15 protein-coding genes and 1 pseudogene are annotated in these 16,724 nt (G+C 59.9%); 10 read left to right on the forward strand and 6 right to left on the reverse strand.

Annotated elements, in window-relative coordinates:
- Positions 1-894, reverse strand: a complete 894-nt coding sequence (locus tag AB4O41_RS13425) for a PA4780 family RIO1-like protein kinase (protein ID WP_123358581.1) — start codon at positions 892-894, stop codon at positions 1-3.
- A gap of 559 nt (positions 895-1,453) precedes the next feature.
- Between AB4O41_RS13425 and AB4O41_RS13430 the strand changes: the two are divergent.
- Both AB4O41_RS13430 and AB4O41_RS13435 read left to right on the forward strand, forming a co-directional pair.
- A pseudogene (locus tag AB4O41_RS13430) lies at positions 1,454-2,338 on the forward strand (cache domain-containing protein); the annotation flags it as partial.
- 201 nt (positions 2,339-2,539) lie between these two features.
- Positions 2,540-3,244 (forward strand): methyl-accepting chemotaxis protein, encoded by a 705-nt coding sequence (locus AB4O41_RS13435; protein ID WP_431312688.1) that lies wholly within the window; start codon positions 2,540-2,542, stop codon positions 3,242-3,244.
- 170 nt (positions 3,245-3,414) lie between these two features.
- On the opposite strand, the gene AB4O41_RS13440 is transcribed toward AB4O41_RS13435, so the two are convergent.
- Positions 3,415-4,206, reverse strand: a complete 792-nt coding sequence (locus AB4O41_RS13440) for an AraC family transcriptional regulator (RefSeq protein ID WP_460148051.1) — start codon at positions 4,204-4,206, stop codon at positions 3,415-3,417.
- An 84-nt stretch (positions 4,207-4,290) separates the two neighbouring features.
- On the opposite strand from AB4O41_RS13440, the gene AB4O41_RS13445 reads away from it, so the two are divergent.
- A complete protein-coding gene (locus AB4O41_RS13445) occupies positions 4,291-5,319 on the forward strand; it encodes a bile acid:sodium symporter family protein (RefSeq protein WP_460148053.1) in 1,029 nt (342 codons plus the stop codon).
- Between the two features lie 7 nt (positions 5,320-5,326).
- Here the strand turns inward: AB4O41_RS13445 and AB4O41_RS13450 are convergent, their stop codons facing one another.
- Complete coding sequence (locus AB4O41_RS13450) at positions 5,327-6,604, reverse strand: acetyl-CoA C-acetyltransferase (RefSeq protein ID WP_460148054.1); 1,278 nt, start codon at positions 6,602-6,604, stop codon at positions 5,327-5,329.
- A gap of 119 nt (positions 6,605-6,723) precedes the next feature.
- On the opposite strand from AB4O41_RS13450, the gene AB4O41_RS13455 reads away from it, so the two are divergent.
- Both AB4O41_RS13455 and AB4O41_RS13460 read left to right on the forward strand, forming a co-directional pair.
- Entirely contained in the window at positions 6,724-8,076 is a 1,353-nt protein-coding gene (locus AB4O41_RS13455) for a 3-oxoacyl-ACP reductase (RefSeq protein ID WP_460148056.1), read from the forward strand.
- A 2-nt stretch (positions 8,077-8,078) separates the two neighbouring features.
- Positions 8,079-8,933 (forward strand): MaoC family dehydratase, encoded by an 855-nt coding sequence (locus AB4O41_RS13460; protein ID WP_460148057.1) that lies wholly within the window; start codon positions 8,079-8,081, stop codon positions 8,931-8,933.
- 542 nt (positions 8,934-9,475) lie between these two features.
- Here the strand turns inward: AB4O41_RS13460 and AB4O41_RS13465 are convergent.
- Positions 9,476-9,877, reverse strand: a complete 402-nt coding sequence (locus AB4O41_RS13465) for a response regulator (RefSeq protein WP_048396195.1) — start codon at positions 9,875-9,877, stop codon at positions 9,476-9,478.
- A gap of 70 nt (positions 9,878-9,947) precedes the next feature.
- Positions 9,948-10,157 (reverse strand): Flp family type IVb pilin, encoded by a 210-nt coding sequence (locus tag AB4O41_RS13470; RefSeq protein WP_460148058.1) that lies wholly within the window; start codon positions 10,155-10,157, stop codon positions 9,948-9,950.
- A 311-nt stretch (positions 10,158-10,468) separates the two neighbouring features.
- On the opposite strand from AB4O41_RS13470, the gene cpaB reads away from it, so the two are divergent.
- The 5 genes from cpaB to AB4O41_RS13495 all read left to right on the forward strand — a co-directional run bounded on the left by cpaB (position 10,469) and on the right by AB4O41_RS13495 (position 15,753).
- The gene (gene cpaB / locus AB4O41_RS13475) at positions 10,469-11,398 is read left to right on the forward strand and encodes a Flp pilus assembly protein CpaB (protein ID WP_460148060.1); all 930 of its coding nucleotides are present in this window, start codon (positions 10,469-10,471) and stop codon (positions 11,396-11,398) included.
- An 89-nt stretch (positions 11,399-11,487) separates the two neighbouring features.
- The gene (locus tag AB4O41_RS13480; protein WP_460148062.1) at positions 11,488-12,693 is read left to right on the forward strand and encodes an AAA family ATPase; all 1,206 of its coding nucleotides are present in this window, start codon (positions 11,488-11,490) and stop codon (positions 12,691-12,693) included.
- Positions 12,690-13,970: a CpaF family protein gene (locus AB4O41_RS13485; protein WP_460148063.1), complete on the forward strand. Its 1,281-nt coding sequence runs from the start codon at positions 12,690-12,692 to the stop codon at positions 13,968-13,970. The genes AB4O41_RS13480 and AB4O41_RS13485 overlap by 4 nt, the downstream gene beginning before the upstream one ends.
- A gap of 11 nt (positions 13,971-13,981) precedes the next feature.
- Complete coding sequence (locus AB4O41_RS13490) at positions 13,982-14,866, forward strand: type II secretion system F family protein (RefSeq protein WP_460148065.1); 885 nt, start codon at positions 13,982-13,984, stop codon at positions 14,864-14,866.
- Positions 14,863-15,753 (forward strand): type II secretion system F family protein, encoded by an 891-nt coding sequence (locus AB4O41_RS13495; protein ID WP_460148067.1) that lies wholly within the window; start codon positions 14,863-14,865, stop codon positions 15,751-15,753. The genes AB4O41_RS13490 and AB4O41_RS13495 overlap by 4 nt, the downstream gene beginning before the upstream one ends.
- A 211-nt stretch (positions 15,754-15,964) precedes the next feature.
- Here the strand turns inward: AB4O41_RS13495 and AB4O41_RS13500 are convergent, their stop codons facing one another.
- Positions 15,965-16,339 carry a DUF6124 family protein gene (locus tag AB4O41_RS13500; RefSeq protein WP_460148068.1) on the reverse strand — a complete coding sequence of 125 codons (375 nt, stop codon included), beginning with the start codon at positions 16,337-16,339 and terminating at the stop codon, positions 15,965-15,967.
- Between the last annotated feature and the right edge of the window lie 385 nt (positions 16,340-16,724).

Consider the following 16,724-nt stretch of genomic DNA (forward strand, 5'->3'; position numbering starts at 1 on the left):
TTACTGCATCCACGGTGGAGGCGGCTCTTCGGCCTTGCTCGGTGGCGCATCGTCCGCCGCCCGAACCGCTTGACGACGCTCTTCATCGAGACGGGCCGCCTCGATCTCGCGCATGATCCCGCCAACGTCTGCCAGCTCTTCCGGCTCGTCGAACTCGCCGGTCAATACACTGGCCGGGTGCAGGGTGCCGGCTTCGTACAACGCCCACATTTCCTTGGCGTACTTGGTGCGTTTCAACTCCGGTGCAAAACGACCGAAGTACGACGCCATGTTGCCCACGTCCCGCTCCAGCATGTTGAACGCGTGGTTGTTGCCTGCCGCATCCACCGCTTGCGGCAGGTCGATGATGACCGGGCCGGTCGGCGTCAGCAGTACGTTGAACTCGGACAGGTCACCGTGCACCAAACCGGTACACAGCATCAGCACGATCTGCGAAATCAGAAACGCGTGATATTCGCGTGCCTGGTCCGGCTCCAGCACCACATCGTTCAGACGCGGCGCGGCATCACCGTACTCGTCGGCCACCAGCTCCATCAGCAGCACGCCTTCAAGGAAGTCATACGGCTTGGGTACCCGCACACCGGCACCGGCCAGTCGGAATAACGCCGCCACTTCGGCATTCTGCCAGGCGTCTTCGGTTTCTTTCTTGCCGAACTTGGAGCCCTTGGCCATCGCTCGAGCCTGCCGGCTGTTGCGCACCTTACGGCCTTCCTGATACTCGGCCGCCTGACGAAAACTGCGTTTATTCGCCTCCTTGTAGACCTTGGCACAACGCAGCTCGTTGCCGCAGCGCACCACATAAACAGCTGCTTCTTTACCACTCATGAGTGGGCGCAGCACCTCGTCGACCAGACCGTCCTCGATCAGGGGTTCAATGCGTTTTGGAGTCTTCATCAGCTTTTATTGTGGGTCCTTTATTACCAAACACGCGAAAGTCATTCGTTATACGGCAATCCTCTCATTCGCGGGAGGGGTTGCCGACCTATGAACGTTCCCATGAACATCAAGAAGCACACAATGTGCCGGATTAATCAGGTGCAACTCATTGACCGCTCAGGATCATAGCTGAGCCTGCGCCACTTGTTGACGAAGGGCTACAGGGGCATTTGCGACAGAATCTGACACGTAGATCCCTACCCTTCGCCGGATTTTTCTCAACAGGCCTCAATTTCCCCGTTCCTCAGCCGAAGGCATTAGAGAGAACAGGAATTGTCCGACAGTCGAAAACATTTACAGCTGCCAATAATCCGCGAGTCATCTGCACTGCGTGGGCCTATAAGAAAAAACTGGAGCGCGGATGAACATCAAACAGAAGTTGACCTGGGCGTTTGCAATCATCGCCTGCTTGCCCGTGGTGCTGGTCGCCACCCTCGTGGTGCTGAACTTGCGCAGCGATGCCAAGGATAATTTCGTCGATGGCAGTGGCCGCGAAATTCGTCAGGTCAGCAATGCCATGCAATTGTTCTTTGACGGCATCAGCCAGAACGTCGATTACCTGGCCGGCCAGCCGCTGATCAAAGCAGGCGACGCCAGCGTAAAAAGCCGGGTCAGTGCCGACGCCGCGCAACTTCCCGAAAGCGAGATGGACACAAAGCTGTTGGACTTGTTCACTGGGCTGGCCACCAGCCACCCGGCTTATTCCTATGTGTCTTACGGCTTGTCCAGCGGTGGTTATGCCACATGGCCGGCTGACCCGAAAATGGCCAATTACGACCCACGTGTTCGCCCCTGGTACAAGACGGCCTTGGCCAACCCAGGCAAGACGATGCGTACTGAGGCCTATTACTGGGCCGGTGACGACGCCGTGCTGGTCAGTACCGTGCGCACGGTGGCCAATCAGCTGGGGGCCCAAGGCGGAGTGCTCGCCATCGATGTGTCCCTCAAGCAGCTCACCGAAATCGTCAAACAGATCAAACTCGGCGAAACCGGCTACCTGATGCTGGTGGAAAACACCGGCACAATCCTGGTAGATCCGAAGCAACCGGAACACAACTTCAAAGCGCTCAATAGCCTCGGCGACGGCTACGCGCAACTGGCCAAGTCCGGTAAAGGGCTGGTGGAAGTCGAGCTCAATGGCGAACGCTACATGGCCAACGTCTGGCCATCGGAACAACTGGGCTGGACCTTTATCGGCCTGATCAAGCAGACCGACGTGATGAGTTCGGCCACACAACTGACCTGGCTGATCGCGATCATCGCGGCAGTATTGGCGGTGTTTTTCGCCATCGTCGGCGCCAGTTTCGCCAGCCTGATCGTGCGACCGATCCGCAGCGTGGCCAGTGGTCTGGAAGGCATCGCCCAGGGTGAAGGCGACCTGACCAAGAACCTGCACATCCGTGGCAGCGACGAAACGGCTCAATTGGCCAACTGGTTCAACCAGTTTCTGGCGGCGATTCGCAACCTGATTCAAAGCATCGGCGGCGCCGCGACCAAGATCCTCGCCACCTCCCAGAGTTCGACGCAAGTCTCCAGCGACATGGCCGAAGCCGCCGGGCGCCAGCGTGAAGCGGTGGACATGGTGTCCACGGCGTTCCACGAAATGGTCGCCACCGCCAACGAAGTCGCACGCTCCTGCAGCCAGGCCGCCGAGTCGGCCGACAGCGGCCAGCGCCAGGCGCGCGAAGGACAGCAGCAGATCGATGCCGCAGTAAGCAGTGTTGATCGCTTGAGCCAGGAAATCGAACAATCGGCGCAATCGATGCAACAGCTCGAGCGCGACAGCAACGACATTCAGTCGATCCTCGGGACCATTCGTTCTATCGCTGAACAGACCAACCTGCTGGCGCTGAACGCCGCCATCGAAGCGGCCCGGGCGGGTGAACAGGGTCGTGGTTTTGCGGTAGTGGCGGATGAAGTTCGCGCCCTGGCCAAACGGACGGCCGACTCCACGGCGGAAATCGACGGACTGCTCGGCAACCTGGCCAAGCGCACCAGCCAGGTGACTCAGCAGATGCATGCGAGCCTGGAAGTGTCTCAGCAATCGGTGACGCGTATCGGCGAAGCGCGCAGCAGCTTCGGGCAGATTCGTGAGTCGGTGGATGTGATTCGCGACATGAACACTCAGATCGCCACAGCGGCTGAGGAGCAGCATCAAGTGGCGGAAGACATCAATCGCCACATCAGCCAGATTCATGGCGATGCGCAGTTGGTGGCGGAACTGGCGAACTCGGCGCGGCTGGATTCTCAGAGCCTGGCGGGGTTGTCGAATGAGCTGGATGGGTTGGTTCGGCGGTTCAGAACCTAATATCCAGGAACACCGCAGATCCAGTGTGGGAGCGGGCTTGCTCGCGAAAGCGGACTGTCAGCCAACAGAGATGTTGAATGTGATGGCCTCTTCGCGGGCAAGCCTCGCTCCTACAGGGATCGCATCCGACACAACACCTGTAGGAGCGAGGCTTGCCCGCGAAGGCGTCATTACTGCCTAAACAACTCCCCCGGGGTAAACCCGAACAACCCCTTGAACGCCGCAATAAACGCCGACGTCGAGTCGTACCCGCAAGACAGCGCGGCATGGGTCACGCTGTTCCCCTCTTCCAGCAAACTCAACGACGACAGTAGCCGCATGCGCTGCCGCCAGCCACGGAAGCTCAAGCCGGTTTCACGCTGGAACAAGCGCATCAAGGTTTTCTCCGACGTGCCCAAACGCTCGGCCCACTCCTGCAAGGTCGCATTGCGCTCAGGGCTGTCGATCAGCTCGTTGCACAAGCCCAACAACCGTTCATGCCGGGGCAGCGGCAGGGAAAAACCCACTTCGGGCAGACTCGCCAACTGATCCAGCAACACGCCCACCAATCGCGCCTCCTGGCTGTCGCCCTGTGGATACTCCACCGGCAACAGGCAAAAACGCTTGATCAGTTCCCGCGCCAATGGCGTGACTTCCAGCACCCGGCAACGCCCGTCCGCCCATGGGCAGTCCTCACGGCGCACGTACAGGCTGCGCATCTCGGCACGCATTGAGGTCACGACCTGATGCTGGAGATCCGCCGGAATCCAGATGCCCCACTGCGGCGGTGCAAAGAAACTGCCTTCGGCGGTGTGCACCCCGAGAACGCCGCTGATGGCGTAGGAAAACTGCACCCAATCGTGACGATGCGGCGACGTCCACGAACCGGCGTTCAGACTTTCCGCTCGCGCATACAACGGGCGCGGCAACGCCGTCAGCGCCGGGATCGTGCGTTCGAGGGAAAGTTGTCCGTTAGTCGGCATTGATTGGCCTTATGTCGCAAGACGGCTGATGAAGCCGACGTTAGGCTAAGTCATCAATTCTTACAAACGTATTCGGTGCCGGTCATGCATGCCTTCAAACACCTCAAACGCGTGGTCACCGACTGGTTCTTGTGCGGCATGCTGATCGCCACGCTGCTGGCGTATGTCTTCCCGATCTTCGGCGCCACGGGTGGCCGGATGCATGCGGAGTACGTGATCAACATCGGCGTGTTTCTGGTGTTCTTCCTGCACGGGGTCAACCTGTCCAGCGAGCAAATCCGTCATGGCCTGAGGAACTGGAAGCTGCACGTGATGGTTCAAACTTTCACCTTTACGGTGTTTCCGCTGATCTGGCTGGTGAGCGACAAACTGCTGGGTTCGCACATTCCGTCGCTGCTGATGCTCGGTTTCCTCTACCTCTGCGCCCTGCCCTCGACCATCTCCTCGTCTGTGGCCCTGACCGGTAGCGCGGGCGGCAATGTACCGGCGGCCATTCTCAACGCGAGCCTGTCCAGTGTGCTGGGGATTTTTCTGACGCCGTTGCTGGTGAGTTTCGTGGTCGGTAGCGGCGCTGGTGGTATCGACCTGGGCTCAACCCTGCTCGACCTGTGCGCCATGCTGCTATTGCCGCTGGTGCTCGGGCAATTGCTGCGGCCGTTGCTGGGCAAGCTTTTCGCTCGGCACAAACGCTATACCAACATCGCCGACAAACTAGTGATTCTGCTGCTGGTGTACTCGGCGTTCTGCAACTCGATGGTGTCGGGGATGTGGCAGCAACAGGGCAACAGCGTGATTCTGACTGCGCTGATGGGCAGTGCGATTTTGCTGGCAATCATCCTGTGGATGACCACCCGCACCGCTCGCGCGCTGAAGTTCAGCCCTGCCGATGAGATTGCTGCGGTGTTCTGCGCCAGCAAAAAATCCCTGGCGGCCGGTGCACCGATGGCGGCGCTGATCTTCGGCGCCAACCCCGGCCTTGGCTTGATCCTGCTGCCGATCATGATCTATCACCCGTTGCAGCTGATCGTCTGCTCGGTGATGGCCGAGGGTTACGCCAACCGCAACCGGGAACTGGCCGCGCAGCAACGCGCGGCAGTGCTCAACCCCCAGTAATCAGCAATCAGCGCTCGATAATCGCCGTCACGCCCTGACCGCCCGCTGCGCAGATCGAGATCAACCCTCGGCCCTTGCCCGCCGCGTCCAGCAGCTTCGCCAGGTTGGCGACGATGCGCGCACCGGTGGCGGCAAATGGATGCCCGACGGCCAGTGAGCTGCCCTTGACGTTGAGGCGGCTGCGGTCGATGGAGCCCAACGGCGCGTCGAGACCGAGACGGGTTTTGCAGAATTCCGGATCTTCCCAGGCCTTCAATGTGCACAGCACTTGCGCGGCGAACGCTTCGTGGATTTCGTAGTAATCGAAGTCCTGCAAGGTCAGGCCATTGCGCGCCAGTAATCGCGGCACGGCATAAGCCGGCGCCATCAGCAGGCCTTCGGCACCGTTGACGAAATCCACCGCCGCCGCTTCGCCGTCACGCCAATAGGCGAGGATCGGCAAGCCGCGCTCTTTCGCCCAGTCCTCACTGCCCAGCAACACGACCGACGCACCATCGGTGAGTGGCGTCGAATTGCCTGCGGTCAGGGTGCCCTTGGCGTTTTTCTCAAAGGCCGGTTTCAGTGAAGCCAGTTTTTCCAGGGTCAGATCCGGGCGCAGGTTGTTATCCCGGGTCAGGCCGAGGAACGGCGTCATTAAATCGTTGTGCCAGCCTTCGGCGTAGGACGCGGCCAATTTCTGATGGCTTTCCTGGGTCAGCTGATCCTGCTCGTCGCGCGGGATGCTCCAGGTTTGGGCCATCATTTCACAGTGTTCGCCCATCGACCGGCCGGTGCGCGGCTCGCCGATGCTTGGAAAGTCGGGCATCAAGTGGCGGGGACGCAGTTGCAGGAAGGTTTTCAGTTTGTCAGCGGTGCTTCGGGCGCGGTTGGCCTGCAAGAGGATCTTGCGCAGGCTTTCGTTGACCCCGATCGGCACGTCCGAGGCGGTGTCGACGCCGCCGGCAATGCCACATTCGATCTGACCCAGGGCAATTTTGTTCGCCACCAACAGCGTCGCTTCCAGCCCCGTGCCGCAGGCTTGCTGGATGTCGTAGGCCGGCGTCATCGGCGACAACCGCGAGCCCAGCACGCATTCGCGGGTCAGGCCGTAATCGCGCAAATACTTGAGCAGCGCACCAGCTGCCACTTCACCCATGCGCACACCGTGCAGGTTATAGCGCTCGATCAGGCCTTCCAGCGCTGCGGTGAACATCGCCTGGTTACTGGCAGTGGCGTACGGCCCGTTGGACCGGGCAAAGGGGATACGGTTACCACCGATAATCGCGACGCGGCGCAGCTGAGTCATGAAAAGCTCCCTATTCTGTGGTGACTACAATCCTCAAGCGTAGGCCGTATCTCGTGGGTCGAACGACTAATTGCCGTTCATGGTCCACACTTTTAACCCCAGCTGATGGAGCGTGATTCATGTCTGACCGTTATATCGACTTCGCCAATTCGTCCATCGGCCATCGTGTGGTTGGTGCCCTGGGTCTGCCGTCGCCGGTACGACTGGAACGCTGGCAAGCAGGCCGGCTGCGGCCTATCGAGGGGGCGCTGTTGATTGGCGGTGGCCCGTTGGCGGAAAAAGTCAGCACGCTCGCCAACCGCCTGACCGACACGATTTACAGCTACGGCACCGATCCGACCGTTGCCACCGAGTGGATTCCCGGACACGGCCAGAAACTCAAAGCCGTGGTGTTCGACGCCAGCGATCTGGTGCAGGTCGATCAGCTGAAACAGCTGCGCGAGTTCTTCCAGCCGCTGATGAAAAACCTCGATCACCATGCGCACCTGGTGATTCTGGGCCGGGCGCCAGAGACCTTGAGCGATCCGTTCGCCGCCAGTGCACAGCGTGCGTTGGAAGGTTTCAGCCGTTCGCTGGCCAAGGAACTGCGTAGCGGCGGTACTTTGCAGCTGCTCTATGTTGGCGAAGGTGCCGAAGATCAACTGGAAGGCCCATTGCGGTTTTTCCTCTCGCCCAAAAGCGCGTTCATTTCCGGGCAAGTCATTCGCTTGAAGGCGTGTGAGGCGCAGGTGATGGACTGGAGTCGCCCCTTGTCAGGACGCAAGGCACTGGTGACAGGCGCTGCCCGTGGCATCGGCGCTTCGATCGCCGAAACCCTCGCCCGCGACGGCGCCGAGGTGATCCTGCTCGACGTGCCACCGGCCAAAGCCGATCTCGAAGCCCTGGCCGCACGCCTCGGCGGGCGCGGCATCACGCTGGACATCTGCGCCGAAGATGCCGCCACGCAACTGATCGAACATCTGCCCGATGGCATCGACATCGTGGTTCACAACGCCGGGATCACGCGGGACAAAACCCTGGCCAACATGACCCCGGAATTCTGGGACGCGGTGCTGGCGGTCAACCTCAACGCGCCGCAAGTGCTGACCAAGGCGTTGCTCGACAGCGGCACTCTGCGCGACAACGGCCGAGTGATCCTGCTGGCGTCCATCAGCGGCATCGCCGGCAATCGCGGGCAAACCAATTACGCCGCGAGCAAGGCCGGGTTGATCGGCCTGGCCCAAGCCTGGGCGCCGCTACTGAGTGAGCGCGGCATCAGCATCAATGCCGTGGCGCCAGGGTTCATCGAAACCCAAATGACCGCAAACCTGCCCTTCGGCGTACGCGAAGCCGGGCGACGCTTGAGTTCGCTGGGCCAGGGCGGCCTGCCACAAGACGTCGCCGAAGCCGTGGCCTGGCTGGCACAACCGGGCACCGGAGCGTTTACCGGGCAAGCGTTGCGCGTGTGTGGACAAAGCGTTTTGGGAGCCTGACCATGACCACCGACTGGCACACACTCCATAGCGAACCGGGCCTGAAAACGCTGTATGTGAAAGCGGCAACGCGCCGCAAAATCACCGGCACCACACTGCCTGACCTGGGTTATCACTGCTGGGTCAATGTCGATCCGAAACGCCTGGAGGCTTATCGCAAGGTGTGTGGTTTCGCCGACAACGGGCTGCTACCACCGACGTATCCACACATCCTGGCGTTTGCCTTGCAGATGCATTTGCTTACCGCCAAAGCGTTTCCGTTTCCGCTGCTGGGGCTGATTCACTTGAGCAATCGCATCCGCATCTTGCGCCCCATGGGCGGCGTACACCGGGTGCGGGTCAGCGTGAAAGTGCAGAACCTGAAACCCCATGCCAAGGGTGCGACGTTCGATTTAGTGACGACACTCGACGATCAGTTGGGGCCGCTGTGGGAGGCTGAAAGCCAGATGCTCTGTCGCGGCGTCAAACGGGAAGGCGAGCCTGTCGAGGAAGCGTTTGCATCAACGCTGTCGCTGACCGAAGTAGCCCACTGGAAAGCACCCGCGGACATTGGCCGGCGGTACGCCAAGGTGTCCGGAGACTACAACCCGATCCACCTGAGTGCGATCAGCGCGAAGCTCTTTGGTTTTCCCAGTGCCATCGCCCATGGCCTGTGGAACAAGGCACGTACGCTGGCAGCCCTGAGCGAACATTTGCCGACGGCAAACGTCGAGATTGCGGTGCAGTTCAGAAAACCGGTGCGCCTTCCCAGTGAAGTGACGCTGATGTCCAGCGCGGCGGGGTCCAGCGGAGATTTTCAGTTGGTGGGGGCGGGGGATTTGGAACACATGGTTGGGCAGTGGCGGCCTGTTGCGTGATTGTTCGGCGCTGTCATTGCCAGCGTCTGCGAAATTAGCTTCGCGGGCAAGCCTTAATGCCTGTCAGTTAAGCGAAATTTCTGTAGGAGCGAGGCTTGCCCGCGAAGAATGCACCGCATTTTTTCAGGTATTACGCGTCATCGTTCTTCGCGGGCAAGCCTCGCTCCTACAAGTGGAGCGGCGTGCACCCGCCCTTCACCACTCAACAGGCCGAGCGTTAGCTCGCCTGCCGCTTTTGATTTTGATTTTGATCTGCCCGCCCCTTCGGGAGGCTGAGTGGAGGTGTTCATCTGGGGATTGGCGCGCAGCGCCGTTCGACGCAGTCGAACCCATCGCATGTAGGTCGTAGCGAAGCAGACCGTAGGGCGATGCCCCCAGATGGATACCGGAGCGAAGGAACGCCGAGCCTCAGCGAGGGGCCGTACGCTTGGGGCGAGACCTTTTGGGTACTTTTGGGGCGTTTGCCAAAAGTGCCTCGCCGTAAGGGCGAAACCCTAAGCAGCCGTTACCGCAGAAATGGATATGTACACCACAAGCCAGGATCAAGAACTAACCACCCCAGGAAACAAATTATTCAACGTCTCCAACAACCGCACGTGATAAATCGGCTTGCGAAACAAATCCAGCACCTGCAACCGCAACATATCACTCACATCATCCATGTCCGCATGCCCCGACGTCACAATCACCGGCAAATGCTGACGAGCCGTATGCTCGCGCAACCGCTTGATCAACGACATGCCACTCTCCTCCGGCATCCGCAAATCAGTAATCACCAGCGCGATATCAGGATGACAAGTCAAATGATGAAGGGCGAGTTTGACCGACGTTGCCGTAAAACAAGTAAAACCTTCGCCCTCCAGCAACTCCGCCAGTTCCAGCAATGCATCCTCCTCATCATCGACCAGAAGAAGCTGTTGGCGTGGCAACGCGGGAGCATTCATGGGTAAACCACCTGCAATGGACTAAGCGTTGACGTTAGAACTGCCCTGGCAGGTTAGCAAGCTGTCGGCATCAAGCTGGCGGCACCAGCGCATCCTTGATCACGGTAAAAATATCGGTTATCGCACCCGAGATAGGCGTCATGAATACGGCCAACGCAACCGCTGCCATACCCGCAATAATCGCGTATTCGATACCCGACGCACCCTCCGTATCTTTAGCCAGGTGTTTGAACAAAATGATTTCAGTTTTGATCCTCTGAACAACTTTTATAAAGGACATGACGTGTCTCCTATGGCAGGGGATGTTGCACGGCCGCAACATGATTCCCCTATGCCAGCATCAGCATTGTCGGCAAACCCAAGACCAACAACTGTAAGAACTTATTAATACTTAAGTATTAACCGTCACTAAACAGCGCTTTTGGCTTCAAACCGTTACTTTTGTCAGATATTTGCCGCCCTGTAATGGCTTTTTGCTCTACCTGCGCTACCGTCAAATAGCGAAATAGTTCCATGTTCATAGTTGCCTGATTGCGAAGTCATCTCGTTAGAACTTGGGGGGCATTACGCAGCAGGAAAGGGAGAGCCTTCATGAACAGCCGCGTCACCATGGGCCTGGCCGGGCTGTTTCTGGTAGGCGCCATCATTGCCGGTTATTGGGGGCTGGCGCTGAGTCGCCAACCGGCACCCGAATCCATCGCACAACCTGGCACGTCATCGGCCCCGATACTGGCGCCGGCGGACGATCCAACCCGCCAGCCGGTGGTTGTGCTGCTGCGTGACATAGCGCCGTTCGAGCAAATCACTGCCGCCGACGTGACCGTGGAAAAACTCCGGACCGCCCCGGCCGGCAGCCTGTCCCGTCTCGATCAAGCCATTGGCCGTACGCCTTGGCGCATGCTTAGTGCAGGCAGTTGGCTCAATGATGAAAGTTTCGAAACCGGCGGTGCGCTGGCGCGGATGATCCGCCCCGATGAACGCGCCTTGGCCGTGGCGGCGGATGACGTGGTCAACGTCGGCGGTCAACTGAGCCCCGGCGACTATGTCGATGTCCTGCTGTTTCTGCGCATGGACACCAACAACCTCCAGCAATCGGCCCAGGTCGTGGTTCCGGCGTTGCGGGTGCTCGGCGTCGGCGACCAGTTGGGGCTGATGAACGATGGCCTGCCTGCCAACCCGGCACGCAGCACTGAAGAACGACTCAAACAGGAACAGCAACGCGCCAGCGCCCGCACCGTTTTGCTCGCCGTCCCCGAACCCCTCTTGAGTCGCCTGATGCTCGCGGCTCAGGTCGGTGTTTTGCGCCTGGCCGTGCGCAGCGCCGAGGAAAAACGCCTGAACCAATACTGGGCCGGCAACCGCGATTCAAAGGCGAGCCTGGCCAGTGCCAATCGCGAACTGGTGCAGTTCAGTCAACTGGCCCTGGCCGGCACACCCAAACCCGCCACCGGCGGCGCAGCACCGCGCAAGTCGAGCGTGGAAGTCATCCGCGGCAATGAAGTCACCCAACAAACGCCCTGAATCGAGCGAGGACGCTTCTCCATGCGCAGACGTTTCACGCAGTACATGCTCGACAACGGCTGCTTCGGAAAATGCAGCGGGTTATCGCAATGAGTCAGCCCCAGAACCTGAGTCAGACGTTCCTCGCGATCACGCGCAACAGCACCGACTTCGAGTGGCTGCAAGGTGCCCTTGCCCCTTTGGGCCGAGTGATCAGCGCCGGTGGCGGTAACCTCGATGAGCTCTTGACGCTGGTGGACGTGACCTTCGCCAGCCTGGTGTTCGTGGGTCTGGACCGTGAACATGTGGTAGCCCAGAGCGCGCTGATCGAAGGTGCCCTGGAAGCCAAACCGATGCTGGCGATCGTTGCCTTGGGCGACGGCATGGACAACCAACTCGTGCTCAATGCCATGCGAGCCGGCGCGCGGGATTTCGTCTCTTACGGCTCGCGCTCCAGTGAAGTTGCCGGCCTGGTGCGACGCCTGAGCAAACGCCTGCCGACCGTGGCGCCGAACCTGCAACAGAGTCAGCAGGGTGGCCTGACCGTGCTTTACGGCGCGCAGAGCAATGCCGACGGAGCGTTGCTCGCCAATCACCTGGCGCACGTGGTGCAAAAGAGCGGCCAGCAGACACTGTTGCTGGATCTGGGCCTGCCGCGCGGTGACAGCCTTGCGTTGCTGGGACTGGAGAGCTCGTTTCATTTTGGCGACGCGTTGCGACATCTGAGGCGCCTCGACGCAACGCTGATCGACAGTGCCTTTACCACCTGTGACGCCGGGCTGCGGATTCTCGCCTACGCCAGCAACGACGAACCGCTGGAACAGACCAGTGCCGCCGAGCTGTACATGCTGCTCAGCGCCTTGCGTCAACATTTCCAGCACATCGTGGTGAACCTCACTGGCCAGTCAGACAGCGAAGCGTTACGCACCTTCGTCAGCCATTGCGACAAGTTGCTGTGGTACACCGATCAGAATGTGCTCGACTGCCGACGCAACCTTGAGGTGCTCGGCCGCTGGCGCGAAAAAGGCCTCAAGCTCGACCACGCCAGGTTGCTGGTGGACCGCTATCTGCGCAACGTCGCGCCAGACTCCGACACCTTGAGCAAAAGCTTCGGCATGGAGGTTATGGCGGTCCTTGTCTACAGCCCGGAAGTACGACTCAACGCAAAAAATCAGGGGGTGAGCCTGTTCGAACTGGCCCCGCGCGAAAACCTGACCCAAAGCCTGCGCGCCCTCGGCGAACGACTGGCCAAACGCTCCGAAGACATGGACAAACCCAAGGCTGGCTGGTTTGACCGATTGAGGGGCGCGCAATGAGTGGGGAAAAACTCTTCGGTGCTCCCCCACACGGGCCGGCGGGCAATACCGACCATGAAGGCCTGAAACTGGTGCTGCACCGCTACATCATCGACGCCATCGAAGAGTCCGGAAAAAACCTGCTGGAAGGTTCGCGGCCAATGCTGTCGCAGTTCGTCATCGACAAAGTCGCCGAGTACATCGCCCGTCTGCACCTGGCGATTTCCCGGTACGAGATGGAGCGGCTGGCTGAAGAAATCGTCGACGAGCTCACCGGTTTCGGTCCGCTGGAGGTATTGCTGCGAGACTCGACGGTGACCGAAATTCTGGTCAACGGCCCGCACCGGGTGTTCGTCGAGCGCGAGGGTGTGTTGCACTTGAGTGACCTGCGATTCATCGACGACCACCACGTCGAGCGAGTAATGCAACGAATTCTTGCCCCCTTGGGCCGACGGCTCGACGAGTCTTCACCGATGGTCGATGCGCGCCTGCCCGATGGCAGCCGGGTCAATGCGATCATCCCGCCCATTGCCCTCGATGGCCCGTGCCTGTCGATTCGAAAGTTCCGCAAGGACATGCTCAAAAGCTCCGATCTGATGGCGATGCAGACTATCGATCAGGCGATCTTTGAATTTATTCAGGAGGCCGTGGGCAAGCGTTGCAACATCCTTGTAAGCGGCGGTACCGGCACCGGCAAGACCACGCTGCTGAACATTCTCAGCCAGTTGATCGCCCCTCACGAGCGCCTGGTTACCATCGAAGACGTCGCCGAACTGCAACTCGGCCATCCTCACGTGGTGCGTCTGGAAACCCGACCGCCGAATGCCGAAGGCCACGGCGAAGTGAAGGCCAGCGACCTGATTCGCAACGCGCTGCGGATGCGCCCGGACCGGATCATCCTCGGCGAGATTCGCGGCGTCGAAGTGGTCGACGTGCTCACCGCGATGAACACCGGGCACGACGGTTCCATGAGCACCGTGCACGCCAACAATGCCCAGGATGCGCTGTTGCGCCTGGAGACCCTGGTGGGCCTGACCGGACGCACCATCGCCGAACGCACCTTGCGACAAATGATCTGCGCGGCGCTGGACGTGGTGATCCAACTGACGCGCCTGCCCGATGGCCGCCGCTGCGTCAGCGAAGTGGTGGAGGTCGTGGGTATACGTGATGACATCTATGTGACCAATACGCTGTTCCGCTTCGACCGACGCACCGGTTTCGGTTTTCTGCGCGAGGCGGTCAACCCCGCCGGCGATAAATTGCGTCGTGAATCGGCGCTCCCTCCCTTATCGCACTAAAGGATCACGGCATGCTCAAACCGGCGCTGCTCATCCTGATTTGCCTGACGTTGCTGGGCTTGTCGATCCGTTTGTTTTACAACGGTCTGCGCCAGACCGGCATCGATCGAACCCTCGGGCGCTTGATGCAGGGGCAACCGCAATTGGCGGTGGCGAAATCTTCCTGGGCTGGCCTGGAACGGGCCTTTCTGCGCGCCGGTCTCGGTCGTCCCACCGAGCGCCTGGGGTTGTGGCTGTTGCTCTGGGCCTTGGGCATCTTGCTGGGGTTTGCTCTCGCAAGGTGGATCGGTTTGTTGGTGTTGTTGCTGATGCCACCCCTGGCTCTGCGGCTGTACATCAGTTGGTGCTACCAGCGCCGGCTCAAGCGCATGGTCGAACAACTGCCGTCATTGCTCGATCACACGGTGCGCAGCCTGAAGTCCGGACGCACCTTGGCCGATGCGGTGCTGGTCGCCATCAACGCCGCCGAAGACCCGCTGAAAAACGCCATGGGCCGGGTTCAGCGCAACGTGCACCTGGGCGTCAGCCTGCCTGACGCTGTCACGGACTTCGCCGAACTGTATGAGAAAGACGAGTTTCGCTTGTTCGCGCTGGGCCTGAAGGTCAACCACCGCTACGGCGGCAATGCCAGTGAGCTGTTTGAGAACCTGATCAACATGATCCGTGAACGCGACCAGGCTGCGCGCCAACTGCGCGCCATGACGGGCGAAACCCGCATCACCGCAGTGGTGCTGGCCCTGATGCCAGTGGGGCTCGCCGCTTACTTTTTACTGTCCAATCCGAAATACCTGCTCGCCATGTGGAACAGCAGCTCGGGGCAAATGATGCTCGCGACCGCGTTCGGCCTGCAGGTCGTGGGTTGCCTGGCGCTGTGGCGCATGTTGCGTAGCGTATGAAAATAGCCCTGCTGATCAGCGCACTGTTGTTTCTGGCGGCCACGCTGTTGCTGCTCAGTGGGCTGCTGGACCAACATCGGCGTGCTCGCCAGGTGGCTCAACGACTCGACGGCAAACCGCTGAGCGACCATCGCGTCCGTCACTGGTTGCAAGTGCTGGGCGACAGCCGCATCGGTCAGCGCTCGGTCAAACTGGACAATGAAACCCAAATACTGCTCAACCGCCTCGGCTGGCGCAGCGCCCGGCAACGCTCGCTGTTCGCTGCCTGCCAGATCGGCATACCGGTGCTTGCGTTGGTCCTGAGTCTGTTGATCCAGAGCGTGTTCTTCCCGCAGGTGAACAACCACTGGATCACCCCGGCCTTCGCCACCGCCCTCGGTTATTTGCTGCCAAAACGCTTGCTGGCCGCCGCCGCGCACCGTCGGCAAAGACAACTGGCGATCGAGATTTCGACCTTCATTCCACTGCTGCGCATCCTGTTCGAATCCGGCATGGCGGTGGAGCAATCGCTGCGAGTGCTGAGCATCGAAGGCAAACAATTACTGCCGGCCCTGACCCATGAATTGCGCCTGATACTGACCCGGGTCGACTCCGGTCTGGAGCTTGGCGAAGAACTGAACAAGGCCACCCAGTTGCTAGCGGTGGACGAGTTCACCGACACCTGCGTAATTCTTCAGCAACTGATCCACCAGGGCGGCGGCGCCATGAAATCACTGCTGGGGCTCAAACTGCTGCTCGATGACCGACGCCTGACACGCTTGCAGGAATACATCTCCAAGATGTCCGCGAAAATGTCCGTCGTGATGATGTTGTTTCTCTTCCCGGCGCTGCTGATCGTACTGGCCGGCCCCAGCTTCACCGCTTTGGCCCGGGCCTTTCATCATTGAAAGACCAATGATCCTGGAGCGAGGCTGCGGTGAGGGGGCTTGCCCTAATGCCAGTCAGTTAAGAGTGATACTGAACCTGTGGCGAGGGAGCTTGCTCCCGTTGGGCTGCGCAGCGGCCCCAAGATTCTGGCAATTTATTGCAGAATTTGTGAGTGCTGCGCACTCAAGCGGGAGCAAGCTCCCTCGCCACAAAAGCCTCTCCCACATTGAATTAGCTGTGTGGCGCGGGTTTTGGTACGTCGACGTTATCCAGCATTCGATTCACCGCCAGCTCGGCCAGCATGATGGCCTGCTGAATCGCCAGGATCGTATGCCGCTGCGGGGCTTCGACATACGCGGCAATGTCGCTGGTCATGACGCTGGCTGAGGCCAGTGATTCGCAGACATGGGCCAGCAGGCTTTCGTTATCCATATCCGGCGCAACCATAAACATCCTGCTTGGCTTGCGGCCTTCGGTTTTGTTTGGGGTGGGATTGAGGTAGTGATCGAGCGCGCGGTTAGCGGCGTCGTGGAATTTTTTTGAATCAGCAGATTCGTAAGGGGAAACGTTGTCGGTTTCTGGGGGATTCGGGGTTGCTTTGAACATGATTACACCTCTGGGATGAAATGGAGCCACTTCCAAATTACCGCGATGCAATTTGGGGTGGCAGCTGTACGCGGGTTCGCGGACCGATCCCAGAGGCATATCTCGGCATACCCGAAGGTATCCCGCGCACAGTCGCCATGACACAAAACGACAGACACCCGAAAGTGCTGTTGTTTGGTGGAGCGATTATGCCTCAAGAATCGAGCCGCGACGCCCGGACGCTGAATTGTCAGCGACGGACAAAGGCTAGAGACGCAGCGTCCGACGGGCAACCTGAAAAACATGTGGGAAGGTTCTGATGTTTTTACCGATCGATAAACATCATTGTCTGTAAGGCCGCCATCGCGAGCAGGCTCGCTCCCACAGTGGAGCGGCGTATATCTGA

This window comes from Pseudomonas sp. S2_A02 (genome assembly GCF_054668495.1).

Bases quoted from the DNA above. Each gene is read 5' to 3' on its own strand.
- AB4O41_RS13425 (WP_123358581.1), bottom strand. From the start codon at position 894: ATGAAGACTCCAAAACGCATTGAACCCCTGATCGAGGACGGTCTGGTC.
- AB4O41_RS13435 (WP_431312688.1), top strand. From the start codon at position 2,540: ATGGTCGCCACCGCCAACGAAGTCGCACGCTCCTGCAGCCAGGCCGCC.
- AB4O41_RS13440 (WP_460148051.1), bottom strand. From the start codon at position 4,206: ATGCCGACTAACGGACAACTTTCCCTCGAACGCACGATCCCGGCGCTG.
- AB4O41_RS13445 (WP_460148053.1), top strand. From the start codon at position 4,291: ATGCATGCCTTCAAACACCTCAAACGCGTGGTCACCGACTGGTTCTTG.
- AB4O41_RS13450 (WP_460148054.1), bottom strand. From the start codon at position 6,604: ATGACTCAGCTGCGCCGCGTCGCGATTATCGGTGGTAACCGTATCCCC.
- AB4O41_RS13455 (WP_460148056.1), top strand. From the start codon at position 6,724: ATGTCTGACCGTTATATCGACTTCGCCAATTCGTCCATCGGCCATCGT.
- AB4O41_RS13460 (WP_460148057.1), top strand. From the start codon at position 8,079: ATGACCACCGACTGGCACACACTCCATAGCGAACCGGGCCTGAAAACG.
- AB4O41_RS13465 (WP_048396195.1), bottom strand. From the start codon at position 9,877: ATGAATGCTCCCGCGTTGCCACGCCAACAGCTTCTTCTGGTCGATGAT.
- AB4O41_RS13470 (WP_460148058.1), bottom strand. From the start codon at position 10,157: ATGTCCTTTATAAAAGTTGTTCAGAGGATCAAAACTGAAATCATTTTG.
- cpaB (WP_460148060.1), top strand. From the start codon at position 10,469: ATGAACAGCCGCGTCACCATGGGCCTGGCCGGGCTGTTTCTGGTAGGC.
- AB4O41_RS13480 (WP_460148062.1), top strand. From the start codon at position 11,488: ATGAGTCAGCCCCAGAACCTGAGTCAGACGTTCCTCGCGATCACGCGC.
- AB4O41_RS13485 (WP_460148063.1), top strand. From the start codon at position 12,690: ATGAGTGGGGAAAAACTCTTCGGTGCTCCCCCACACGGGCCGGCGGGC.
- AB4O41_RS13490 (WP_460148065.1), top strand. From the start codon at position 13,982: ATGCTCAAACCGGCGCTGCTCATCCTGATTTGCCTGACGTTGCTGGGC.
- AB4O41_RS13495 (WP_460148067.1), top strand. From the start codon at position 14,863: ATGAAAATAGCCCTGCTGATCAGCGCACTGTTGTTTCTGGCGGCCACG.
- AB4O41_RS13500 (WP_460148068.1), bottom strand. From the start codon at position 16,339: ATGTTCAAAGCAACCCCGAATCCCCCAGAAACCGACAACGTTTCCCCT.